The sequence below is a fragment of the Massilia sp. DJPM01 genome, from assembly GCF_030348125.1.
In the GTDB taxonomy this organism is placed as follows: Bacteria; Pseudomonadota; Gammaproteobacteria; order Burkholderiales; family Burkholderiaceae_D; genus Telluria_A; species Telluria_A frigida.
Genome location: NZ_JAQOZV010000012.1, coordinates 17,772 through 29,853 on the forward strand (window position 1 = coordinate 17,772; position 12,082 = coordinate 29,853).

The window sequence follows — 12,082 nt, forward strand, 5'->3', positions numbered from 1 at the left end:
GAGCCGCCATGCCGCCACACGCCACCCCGCCGCTGCTGCCGATGCAATGGAGCAGCGCCTACATCTCGTACTGGTTGCCGATGCAGCAAGAAGACCAGGTCACCTCCGGCTATTGCTGGTTCGACTATGCCCGCAACATCTGCCGCATCGATGGCCTGTTCAATCCCTGGTCGGAACAGGAGACCGGGCACCGGCTGTGGATGTCGGAAATCGGCGACGCCGGCCGCCAGCGCAGCCGCAAGCAGAAGGTCGCGTATGCCAGGCAAGCGTCGGCCAGCGGGGTGGAACTGCGCGCCACCGCGCTGGCCGACGAGGTCACACCGTTCCAGGCGCTGTTCCTGCCGCAGGCGATCCTGGTCGACGGCGCAGCGCGCCACGATGGCCGCCACAGCGTGCTGGGCCAGGCGGCTGACGCCTGGGTGGTGGAGCGGCCCGGCAAGGCGCGTTCGGTGTTTTACCTCCAGGCCGGCGGCAACGGCTTGCTGCGCATGGTCACCGGCAACGATGCGCAGCATCAGTCGGTACGCGACTTTCCAAACTTTGTTGCCGGGGACATCGCGGACAGCGTTTTCATGTCGGAAAAAAACGACGTGTCGTCCCGATAAGCGGCGAATCAGCCCGGCGCATCGAGGTGCGCCGCCGGCTTTCCGGGGATGGCCTCGTTCGCCATCCTCGCCCCTCATTCCAGTTCCAGCAATTACTCTCAAAGGAATCCCCTATGCCGTTGCTTGTCTATATTCTCGGGTTGACGATTTTTTCGATCACGACATCCGAATTCATGGTGGCGGGCATGATGCCGTCGCTGGCCCGGGCGATGGGCGTGTCGTTGACGCAGATCGGCTATCTGATCTCGCTGTACGCCATTGGCATGGTCATCGGTGGCCCACTGACCACCGTCGCTTTGCTCAAGCTGCGCATACCGAATAAACAAGCATTGCTGTCGATGCTGGGTTTGTACGCCATTGCCCAATCCATCGCGGCAGCGGCCACCAGCTACGACATCATGGCCATCGCACGGGTTGCCACGGGCGTAGCCGGCTCGGCCTGCTTTGGGATGTCGCTGGCGATCTGTGCCGACCAGGTCCGCCCTGAAGCGCGCGGGCGCGCCGCGGCGGTCGTGATCGGGGGGCTGATGCTGGCCTCTGTCCTGGGCCTGCCGATGGCCACGCTCATCGACCAGCACATGGGGTGGCGCGCCAGCTTCTGGCTGGTGGTGGTGCTGGCGGCAGCGTGCATGGCGCTCATCGCCATCCTGGTGCCGCGCTCAAGGTCCGCCGACGCGGTCAGCCTCGGCGACGAACTGGGGGAGTTCAGGAATCCCCATCTCTGGACGGCCTATGCCAGCAGTGGGCTGATCATCGGCGCGACCTTTGCGGCCTTCAGCTACTACACGCCGATCCTGACCGGGATTGCCGGTTTTCCGTCTTCCTCGATTCCGTGGCTGCTGGGTGTCTACGGCATCGCCAACGTGGTGGGCAATGGCGTGGTGGGCCGTTTTGCGGACCAGTACACCATTCCCATCATGGTCGGCGGCATGATGCTCCTGGGCGTCAGCCTGGCGCTGTTCGCCCTCTTCGCCGACAATCAAACGATCAGCATTGCGATGCTGGTGGTCACCGGCCTGGTTGGCATGTCCATGAATCCCGCCATCATCGCGCGCGTGATGAAGACCGTGCATCCCGGGCCACTGGTCAACACCGTTCACACATCGGTCATCAACATCGGGCTGGGCGTCGGGTCGTGGATCGGCGGCCTGGGTATCGCCGCAGGCTGGGGCTTGCGCTCGCCGCTGTGGGTCGGTGTTGCGCTGTCACTCCTTGCACTGCTCAGCTTGCTGCCTTACCTCGGGCAAAAGTCGCGTGATGCGGGCAGGGTCGCGTTGACGGCTGGAAGGAACTAAGGACCTGGGATTGACCATGGCCACCCCATGGTCAAGCTTCAGCCGAAGCGCGCCTGGTAGTCGCTCGGCACCACGCCCAGCTGTGCGGCGAAGGCGCGGCGCAGATTGTACTCGTTGCCGAAGCCGCTCTGGCTGGCGGCGCGCTTGACCGTCATGCCGGGGCGTTCGAGCAGGCCGCATGCGGCTTCCATGCGCAGCCGCAGCAGCAGCTGTGCCGGCGACAGGTTGGCCGCCTGGCGCAGCCGGCGGTGCAGGGTCCGCACCGACAGCGCGCACGCGGCCGCCATCTGGTCGACGTCGATCTGCTGCCCCAGGCGCGGCCGCAGCCAGGCGACCAGCTGGCCATGCACGTCCTGCGGATCGGCCTGCGCCAACAGTTGGGAGCTGAACTGGCGCTGGCCGCCCGGCCGCTTGAAGAACACCACCATCCGCTTCGCCACCGCCAGGCTGGCCGCGCGGCCCTGGTCTTCCTCCACCAGACTGAGCGCCAGGTCCATGCCGGCGGCGATGCCGGCCGAGGTGTACACCGGACCATCCTTGATATGGATCGCGTCGTCGTGCACGTCGATCGCGGGAAATTGCGACTGCAGCAAGGCCGCGTCCATCCAGTGCGTCACGGCGCGGCGGCCGTCGAGCAGGCCGGCGCGCGCCAGCACGAAGGCGCCGGTACACACCGCGCAGCAGCGCGCCACCCGGCCCGCCGCGCGTGCCACCCAGCGCACCATGGCTGCGTCATGCGCGCCGCCCGCCTGCGCCACGCCGCGTCCACCGGAGACGATCAGCGTCGCCCCGGCCAGCTTGCGCCCTGCCGCCGGCAGCGGCGCGGCCAGCACCGTCACGCCGCACGACGACGCCACCGGACCGCCGCCGGGCGCGATCATGCCGATCCGGTAAGGCTGCGCCAAGTCCGCGTCGCGGGCCTCGTCGTTGGCGCTGGCGAAAACCTGCGCGGGGCCGGTCGCGTCCAGCAGTACGAAGCCGGGAAACACCAGCAGCCAGATATCGATTGGTTTCATTTGGCAGATATTCCACTATGAATGTCATTCATGTCAATCGCCCCCGTGACATGATGGGCCTCTTGTTCAAGGAGGCAATATGACACGCACCATCGCTATCTATGTATTCGACGACGTCGAAGTCCTCGATTTCGCCGGGCCCTACGAAGTGTTCACCTGCGCCACCCGCGTGGCGGCCAAGATGATGCCGGATGGCGAAGCACCGTTCCGGGTGCGCACCGTCGGCGCCACGGCCGCGATGCTGCGCGCCCGGGCTGGACTGAGCGTGCTGCCGGAAGCCGATTTCGCCGGCGCCGGCAGGATCGATGTGCTGATCGTGCCGGGCGGCGTGGTCACGGCCGAAATGTCGAAGCCGGACGTGATCGCGTGGATCGCCGCCACCGCCAAAACGTCGGAACTGACGGCGTCGGTCTGCACCGGCGCCATCCTGCTGGCGCAGGCCGGCCTGCTCGACGGGCAGGAGGCGACCACCCACTGGGAAGACGTGGCCGAACTGCGCGCGGCCTTTCCGCAGGTGCGGGTGCTGGCCGAACGGCGCTGGATCGACAACGGCGCCATCGTCACCTCCGGCGGCATTTCAGCCGGCATCGACATGTCGCTGCACCTGGTCGAACGGCTGGCGGGGCGCGAGCTGGCCGTGCGCACCGCGCGCCAGATGGACTACGACTGGAACCAGGGATGAGGATCGTACGCGGCAAGGACTACACGGGCTCGCGCGCCTGGGAGGCGCAGCTGATCGCCGCCATGCAAGACGCCACCGTGCGGCTGCACTGGACCGACCAGCCCTACCCCTGGCATGTCAACGATGGCGAGGAAGTGTTCGCCGTGCTCGATGGCGAAGTGACAATGCACTATCGGGAGGCTGGCCGCGAGCTGGTGGCGCACCTGCGCGCCGGCGACATCTTCCACGCTGCCGCCGGCGACGCTCACAGCGCGCACCCGCAGGGACAGGCGCGCATTCTCGTCATCGAGCGCGCCGGCAGCGTTTAAGCGCCGGGCGGCGATCATCGGCGCGGCCTCGCCGCGCCCGCGTGCCCCGGGCGCCGGCGTACTGGATTTTCAAGCAAGGTAGCCGTTTATGCATACCGTCTCTCCAGGGTGACATCCGCACGTTTGGATGGTGCAACTATTTGACACTGGCAACCCGGTCCCTGATACTGGAGAAACACATTTTGCCCCTACTGCGGTTGACTCGCGCAAGGCAGATACTCCGGGTCCAGACCGATGCGCAGCAGTCAAGGGGAATGGCGATCCTACCAACAGCAAGGTCCGGCCTCGCCGGTGCCGCCCTTTTCCATCGCGCGCGCCTCCTGGCGGGGCTGTGCGTCCTGTGGCTGACGATGGCGCCTGCTCAAGCTGGCGTGCCGCCGGCGCAGGCGTCCGCCACCAGCACGGGCGTTGCCGGAATATTGCCCAAGGCCCGGTTCAGCTATCGCAGCTACGGAGCCGAACACGGCCTGAACAACGTGGGCGTGCTGCGCCTGATACAGGATCGACAAGGCTTTATCTGGGCCGGCACCGAAGACGGCCTGTACCGCTACGACGGTTACCGCTTCGATGCCTTCGGCCTCAAGGAGGGCTTGCCGTCCACCGTGATGACGGCCCTGCTGGAAGACGGGTCCGGGGTGCTGTGGGCCGGCACCCACGGCGGCCTGGCCCGCTACGATGGGCACCGTTTCATGCCCGTCAAGGCCAGCTCGGGCTTGCCGGCGGTATCCATCAACGGGCTTGCCCACGGCAAGGCCGGCTTGTTCGCCGCCACGGCGCAAGGTCCGTACCGGGGCGACGTCCAGTCCGGCTTCAGCCCGCTGGCGAACTGGCCCGGAGGAGAAGCCACCGCCATCCTGCAATCGAAAGCATCGCCATCCCTGTGGATCGGGCGCTGGGATGGCGAAGCGCATATGCTGGCATGGCGCGATGGCCGGTGGCATGACATCCCGGTCCCGGAAGGCGAACCGCACGAGCGGGTCGACGCCCTGGCTGAAGATGGCGAGGGCCGGATCTGGGCCCGCACTCCCACCAGCCTGTGGCTGCTGCGCGCCGACGGCTCCCGCTTCGACCTGGCCGCCACCCCGATTCCCCTGGTCAGCAGCCGCGGCTACCTCGCCACGGGAAAACGGGGCGATCTGTATGTGTCGACCGATCACGGCTTGCTGCATCGCACAGGTGAGCAATGGGAAATCACGACGGGCAAAAATGGCTTGCCGGGCGCCCCCTGGCCGGTGCTGGAAGACCGCGAAGGGTCGCTATGGATTGGCTCGGTGGGCTTGCATCGCCTGCTCGGACGCGGCATCTTGCATGCCTACACCACCAGCGAAGGTTTGCCTTACGACGTGGTGTGGAACGTCTTCCGCGACCGCGACCAGCGTTTGATGGTCGGTACCAGCCACGGCCTGGCAGTGAGCGATGGCGCGCAGTTCCGCACCATCAAGGGAACGGAAGACAATATGATCCGCTCGATCGTCCAGGGGCCCGACGGCAGCATCTTCCTCGCCGGCGTGCCCGGCAACGAAATCCTGCGCTACTCCCCGTCCAGCGGCGCCCTGACGCGCCAGGTCATCAGCGCGGGCACGCCCGCCAAGCGGACCTTCCGCCTGCTCGCCGCGCGTGACGGCAGCGTGTGGGCCAGTACCGATGGTGCCGGCCTGTGGCATGCCGATAGCGGCGCTGCGCAGCTGCATTTTGAACAAGTCGTGCTCCCGGGCGGCAGCGCCAGCGAATACATCAGCGACGTGCGCGAAGATACGCGCGGCCGCGTCTGGGTCGCCGCCCAGAACGGCCCGGCCGTGCTGGAAAACGGCACATGGCGCCGTTTTACAAGCAGCGACGGGCTCAGGGACAGTTCGGTAAGCTATATCGTCGCGCTGCGCAATGGCGATTTCCTGCTGCCCTACTTCGATCCGCTGGGCATGGCCAGGGTGCGCTACGAGAACGGCAAGCTGCACGTCCTGGAGCACTATGACGCGGCATCGACCCAGTCGCCCGACAAGGTCTACCTGGCAGGCGAGGATGCGCTCGGCCGCATCTGGCTGGGCGGCGGCCAGGGCATCGACCTGCTGACCCCGCAAGGCAGCCGCCACTTCGGCGCGACCGAGGGACTGATCGGCGAAGATACGGCCGCCATGGCATTTCTTGCCGACAAAGATGGCGATACCTGGTTCGGCACCACGAAGGGCCTGGTACGCTTCGACCAGAAGGCGTTTGCCGTCCTGCCCGCCGACCAGCCATTGCGCACGACCTTGCTGCGTACCAGAATCGGTGGCATCGACTACCCGGCGGCCGCCCGAGAGGTGCGCGTGACGGCGGACAATACCTTTGAAGTGCGGTACACGGGCCTGAGCTTCGTGGGCGAAGGAAAAATCCAGTACCGGGAACGTCTGCTGGGCCGCGAAACCGCCTTTAATATCACCGACAGCCGTGACGCACGCTACTCCGGACTGGCGCACGGCAACGACCGCTTCGACGTGTCGGCGCGCATCGGGCCGAACGGTGCCTGGGGTCCGGCCACCAGTTTCGCCTTCCAGGTGCTGCCCGCCTGGTGGCAGACATGGTGGCTGCGCGGCATCGCTGCGATCGGCACGCTGCTGCTGATGCTCGGCTATCGCTGGCGTGTCGGCCGCATGCGGGACGAAAATGTGCGCCTCGAAAAGCTGGTGGCGGCCCGCACTGACGATCTGCAGCAAGCCAACGCCGCGTTGCAGGAATCAAGCATGCTGGACCCGCTGACGGGCTTGAAGAACCGGCGTTTCCTGAGCGTGCTGATGCCGGAAGAACTGGCGCGCACCATGCGCCAGCAGCGCTCTCGGGAGCATGCGGCCGATGCCGGCGCCGCACACAATATCGACCTGTGCGTGTTCATCGTCGACCTCGATCACTTCAAGATGGTCAACGACGAGCATGGCCACGCCGCCGGCGACAGCGGCTGCGCCAGGTGGCCGAGGTGATGCGGCATGCCTGCCGTGCCTCCGACGTGGTGGTGCGCTGGGGCGGCGAGGAATTCCTGATCGTGGCGCGCAATACCGACCGCGACCGCGCGCATCTGCTGGCCAGCCAGGTGTGCCAGGCGGTCCGTTCGCACCGCTTCGACCTGGGCAATGGGGTCGTGCTGCACAAGAGCTGTTCGGTGGGATTCACCGCCTACCCGCTGCTGCCCGGCGCGCCGGAGCGTTTTGACTGGGAGCAAGCACTGGAACTGGCCGATCAATGCCTGTACGCGGCCAAGAACAGCGGCCGCGATGGCTGGGTAGGCTGCTTGCCGCAGCAGGCGCTTGGCGGTGAGCCCATGCAAACGCTGCCCCTGTTCGGCCCTTGCATCGTGCTCAGTTCATGGAACGGCAACAGGCAGGTCAAGTGGCATTAATAGGCTAGTGCAGAGCCCGCTTTGTACGGCTCGACAAACGCCGTACTTCACTGCGCATTTACAACAAATTAGCATATTTTTAACGTTTGACCCGCGATACGCATGCTTAATTAGCACTGTTCTCAGGATTTGAAATACATTGAGAGACCGAGCTCGGGCTTAACGAAATCGCTAACCTGACAGCTGGGACCCACTATAAAGGAGACACTACATGAGCATTCGCTTTCGTCGTTCCTTGTACGCACTGCTACCCACCATCGCCCTCTTCGCCTCGTTTTCCGAGGCGGCCGCCAGCACCATCAACCAGAACGCTTCATGGACCATCGACCGGGCTGGCACGTCCACCAAGTACCGCTCGGTGGCCTATGGGGACTCGATTTATGCCGGCTTCAACGGCTCCGTCACCAGCGCCGCCAAATACGCGGCACCGACGGTGAACGCGGAATATCTGTCAGCGCAGTGGGGCACGGACATCGAGAGCGTGCGCCGCACCAAGTCCGGTGCGATCGCCGAAGACGTATACAACAATAAGATCGTGGCTGAACGCTCGTACATGCAAGCGAGCAACACGCGCGTTGTCACCTTCGAGATGTGCGGCAACGATGGCTTGCAGGCGCGCGCCAGCTTCAAGAGCCAGACCGGCACCTGCAATTACAGCGTACTGACCGCGGCGGAAAACAGCTGCAAGAAGTATGTCACGGCGGCGATGGACTACATCAATGCCAACGCCTATGCCGGCGTCAAGCTGAAGGTAGTTTCCAACCTGCACTACCCGGGCTATACGGTGGATGATGTGCAGAGCACCTGCAAGGATGCGGCCACCGGTGCTACCGTGAAAATGCAAGACAAGTTCCTGCCCGCCCTCGCCAGGATGAACTTCATGATGTGCGACGTCGCGCGCCAAAAGGGTTTCCAGTGCGCCGACAACTTCGCCCAGTACATGGGAGCCGACTACGATAGCAACGGCGACGGCCAGATCGACGCCGTGGCGCTACGCTATGTGACCGGCGAGAGCGAAACAAGCTATGTCACCCGCCTCACATCGGCACTGCGCTCGACCATCCGCGACGCCAACACGCACTTCGTGTCGTCCAGCAGCAGCTACGACTACATCCAGTCGGACGACACCCACCCCACCTACAACGGCAGCACCTTCAGCTCCGGCCTGTTCGGCAGCACCACCGGCAGCGGCGCGCCGCGCTACACCACTTTTAGCGGTGGCAAGAGCCCGATCTGGAATCAGTACGGCCATGAGCGCATCGGCTGGGCGGTATCGGCCTACAATCCGGCCACGCCGTAACGGCCAGGCGCCGATCCTTGGATACGCCTCCGCGTTCCAGGCCGGCAGCGGCCGGCAGCGAGAAGAGCGCTGCCGGCCATGCCTGGGGTCCATCCCGGGGCCGCATTGTCATCGCGGTGCTGCTCTGCATCGCCGGCGGCGCCCTGCTGGCGCTGCTGTGGATGCCATCGCGCTCCGGGACCGATCCTGGCGGCGTCGCCGCCACGCCGGCGCCGTCACCTGCGCAGGCAATGCCGCCGGCGCAGGCCGCTACCCCGGCCACCGTGCCCGCCACGCCGGACATTACCTTGCGCAAAGAGCAGGCACGTGCGCCCGAGGGCGACGCCGATCCCACGCCCGACCTCAAAAGCTACGTGGCGCGCGGCGAGAATCCCAGCATGGCCGAGGTCATCAAGCGTCTTCACGAGCGCGGCATCCACTCCGGCCTGGGCGCTTTTTCGCCGCCGGGAACCAGTCCGCCCCTGGTCGGGCTCGCGGTGCCCGAGGACTTTGTTTTACCGAAGGGCTATGTGCGCCATCACCAGGCAACCGATGACGGCCAGCGCATCGAAGCGGTCCTGATGTTCGCTCCCGGCTTCCAATTGCTGGACGCCGCCGGCAAGCCCGTCGCCATGCCGAAAAACGGCATCGTGCCGCCCGAACTGGCGCCGCCCGGCTTGCCGATCCGGCGTATCGTCATCCCCCCGGCAATCGAACAGACGCGGCAAGGCCGCTGAACACCATGACCCTATTTCCCAACGCGACAGTACGCACCGCGGGGGCGATCCTCGCCAGTGGCGCCATGGTGGCGCTGTATGCGCGCGGCGGCGCCGCCTGGCTGCTAAGTTTCGTGCTGCTGGTGCCGTGGCTGCGCACCCTCGACAGCAGCCCCACGCTGGCCGCGACGCTGCTGCGCGCCTACCTCATGACGCTGGCCTTCACGGCGGCCGCTTTCGCCTGGTTCGGCATCGCGCTCGGGTTGTATGCGCAGGTCGGTGCGGCCACCGGGGTGGCGCTGCTGCTGCTCGCCGCGCCGCTGTTCCAGCCGCAATTTCTGGTCTTCGCGCTGGTGCGCCACATCACGACGCATCGCTACGGCGCCGTGCTGGGCGCGCTGGCGGGCGCGGCGGCGTGGGCAGCGACGCAGCGGCTGATGCCCGGTCTGCTCGGCGACACACTAGGTCACGGCCTCTATCCCTCCCGCTTGCTGCGCCAGGGCGCCGATGTGGGCGGCACGGCCGGCTTGACCGTTCTGCTACTGCTAGCCAACGAAGGTCTTGCGGCGGCGCTGGCGCGGCGCGCCGGCGGCATGCGTGCGATTGCCAGGCCACTCGCCCTGGCCGCGCTGGTGCCCGTGCTCCTGGCCGGCTACGGCCTGGCGGTGCTGTCCGCCAGCCCCGGCCCGGCGGGCAAGCCGCTGCGCATGGGATTGATACAGTCGAACATCGTCGCCTACGACCGCCAGCGCCAGGAAAAGGGCACGCACGCGGTGGTGCGCGAGGTGCTCGATACGCACTTCGCAATGAGCTACGACGCTGTCGTACGCCAGCATGCGGATGCGGTGATGTGGCCGGAGACGGCTTACCCCACCACCTTCGGCCATCCCAAGAGCGACGCCGGTGCCGAATTCGACCGTGAAATCTTGTCCATCGTCAATGCAGCCGGCGTGCCGTTCATCTTCGGCACCTACGATCGCGACAGCGCTGGCGAATACAACGCGGCCGCGTTCGTGCAGCCCGGCAGCGGCCTGATGGGCTTCTATCGCAAGACGCGCCTGTTTCCACTCACCGAGTACGTGCCGGACTGGCTGGACGGGCCGCTCGTGCGGCGCCTGCTGCCGTGGACCGGCGACTGGCGGCCAGGCAATGGCGCACGTGTGTTCCCATTGCGCCTGGGCGACGGGCGCGAGATCCCGGTGCTGCCCCTGATCTGCCTCGACGCTGTCGATACCGGCCTGGCCATCGACGGCGCGCGGCTGGGCGCGCAAGCCATCCTCACCATGTCGAACGATTCCTGGTTTACGGCCAGTCCGCTGGGTGCGGAAATGCACCAGGTCGCGGCCGCATTTCGCAGCATTGAAACGCGCCTGCCGCAATTTCGCGCCACCACCAACGGCTTCAGCGCCGCCATCGACGCCACCGGCAGCGTGCTGGCCGGCACGCGCATGGGCGAACGCACCCTGGTGATCGCCGACGTGCCGGTGCGCATCCCGGGGCGCACCCTGATGGTGCTCTGGGGCGACTGGGTCGGGCTCGCCGCCGGCGCCTTCCTGGTGCTGCTGGCGGCATGGTCGACCCTGCCATCGTGGCGCCCCGGCCGCGTGCAGGTTCCGGCGTCGGCGGACCCAGCCATGCTGGAGCCGGTCGATGTCGCCGTGTTGCCGCCCAACGCCCGGCTCGTGGCCGGCGCCCTGCATGTGTTCGCGCGCGCCAGCCTGCTCTGGATGGGGATGGCGATGCTGCTCGACGATGCGCTGCGGACAAATACGCTGGCGCAAGTCCGAATGTTTACCGCATTCTTCCTCGCCCCTTGCGCTGCCTCGTGGTGCGTGCTGTTCCTCTTTTCGGCGAGGGCATCGATTACTCATGGGAGCCTGGTATTGAAACGCGACGCGCACCGCCTCGACATCGCGCTGCGCGACGTCGCCGGGATACGGCTCTGGCGCCTGCCTATTCCCTGCCCGGGGATTTCCTTGCAGCTCGCCGGCGGCCGGCGCTACGCCCTCGCGCTGGCCAATCCAGGCGCCCTGGCAGGCGCGCTGGGAGCCGCCGGCGGCCCGCCGGGTCAGGAGACGACACGCACGCGCGCGGCGCTGCAGGCCTATGCCCAGGCCGGCCTGGCGATCCGGCGCTCGCGCCTCGATCATCCGGTCGCCAAGTTTGTCCTGCTCCCGCTGGCGCTGGCGCTTCCCGCGTTCCACCTGCACCAGCATATTTCCTACGGCAGCGCTTTCGGCGAATACTACAGTTTTGGCCTGAAGGCTTACCTCAGCGCCTTTGCGCTGTGGTGGGCCGCCTGGTCCATCGGCGTGGTACTGAGCGAGGCGCTGCTGCGATCGGCGATTGAAGCCGCAACGCTGCTGGCGGCGTGCATGCACCCCGCACGCGCAATCGATGTCCGCCAACGGCTCGAACGCGGCGGCCACCTTGCCCTTTTTGTCGGCATGCCGGCATGGCTGCTGCTGACCATCCTGCGCGCGTAGAGCGGCGTCCTGTTCAAGCCGGATCGTTGAATGGCCCCGTGGCCAGCACGCTGCTCGGCGGCACGTCTGCCGGCACCGTACTCACACGCGCGTTCTTGCCGGCCATGTTGCCATCTGGTTCAAGACCTGGCCGGCGCCTGCGGTAGATTCCCTCGCTCGTGCCCGCCGAGCAGGCTGCATATCGTGCAGTGACTGATTGAGCCGACGCCGGGTCCAGCGCGACACACCCGCCGGCGACGGCCAGGCATGCAGCGCACCCTCAGGCGACATGGTTCGTATCATGGCAAGGTGACGGAGGGTGGCGCGATGAATGGTGCGATATAAT

10 protein-coding genes are annotated in these 12,082 nt (G+C 66.4%); 9 read left to right on the top strand and 1 reads right to left on the bottom strand.

What is annotated here, in order from left to right:
• Positions 1-8: 8 nt before the first annotated feature.
• Both vioE and PO883_RS10370 read left to right on the top strand, forming a co-directional pair.
• Positions 9-605, top strand: a complete 597-nt coding sequence (vioE, locus tag PO883_RS10365; RefSeq protein ID WP_289309686.1) for a violacein biosynthesis enzyme VioE — start codon at positions 9-11, stop codon at positions 603-605.
• A gap of 113 nt (positions 606-718) precedes the next feature.
• Entirely contained in the window at positions 719-1,900 is a 1,182-nt protein-coding gene (locus tag PO883_RS10370) for an MFS transporter (protein WP_289309687.1), read from the top strand.
• A gap of 38 nt (positions 1,901-1,938) precedes the next feature.
• On the opposite strand, the gene PO883_RS10375 is transcribed toward PO883_RS10370, so the two are convergent.
• The gene (locus PO883_RS10375) at positions 1,939-2,916 is read right to left on the bottom strand and encodes a GlxA family transcriptional regulator (protein ID WP_289309688.1); all 978 of its coding nucleotides are present in this window, start codon (positions 2,914-2,916) and stop codon (positions 1,939-1,941) included.
• 79 nt (positions 2,917-2,995) lie between these two features.
• On the opposite strand from PO883_RS10375, the gene PO883_RS10380 reads away from it, so the two are divergent.
• The 7 genes from PO883_RS10380 (at position 2,996) to lnt (ending at position 11,757) form a co-directional block, all read left to right on the top strand.
• On the top strand, positions 2,996-3,598 hold the full coding sequence (locus tag PO883_RS10380; RefSeq protein WP_289309689.1) for a DJ-1/PfpI family protein: 603 nt from the start codon (positions 2,996-2,998) through the stop codon (positions 3,596-3,598).
• Positions 3,595-3,906: a cupin domain-containing protein gene (locus PO883_RS10385; protein ID WP_289309690.1), complete on the top strand. Its 312-nt coding sequence runs from the start codon at positions 3,595-3,597 to the stop codon at positions 3,904-3,906. Before PO883_RS10380 ends, PO883_RS10385 begins: the two co-directional genes overlap by 4 nt.
• Before the next feature lie 350 nt (positions 3,907-4,256).
• A complete protein-coding gene (locus PO883_RS10390; RefSeq protein ID WP_289309691.1) occupies positions 4,257-6,860 on the top strand; it encodes a two-component regulator propeller domain-containing protein in 2,604 nt (867 codons plus the stop codon).
• A complete protein-coding gene (locus PO883_RS10395; protein WP_289309746.1) occupies positions 6,860-7,276 on the top strand; it encodes a GGDEF domain-containing protein in 417 nt (138 codons plus the stop codon). The genes PO883_RS10390 and PO883_RS10395 overlap by 1 nt, the downstream gene beginning before the upstream one ends.
• A gap of 211 nt (positions 7,277-7,487) precedes the next feature.
• Positions 7,488-8,576 (top strand): SGNH/GDSL hydrolase family protein, encoded by a 1,089-nt coding sequence (locus tag PO883_RS10400; RefSeq protein ID WP_289309692.1) that lies wholly within the window; start codon positions 7,488-7,490, stop codon positions 8,574-8,576.
• Positions 8,577-8,593: 17 nt separating this feature from the next.
• Entirely contained in the window at positions 8,594-9,292 is a 699-nt protein-coding gene (locus PO883_RS10405; RefSeq protein ID WP_289309693.1) for a hypothetical protein, read from the top strand.
• Positions 9,293-9,297: 5 nt separating this feature from the next.
• Positions 9,298-11,757, top strand: a complete 2,460-nt coding sequence (gene lnt / locus PO883_RS10410) for an apolipoprotein N-acyltransferase (protein WP_289309694.1) — start codon at positions 9,298-9,300, stop codon at positions 11,755-11,757.
• Positions 11,758-12,082: the final 325 nt, after the last annotated feature.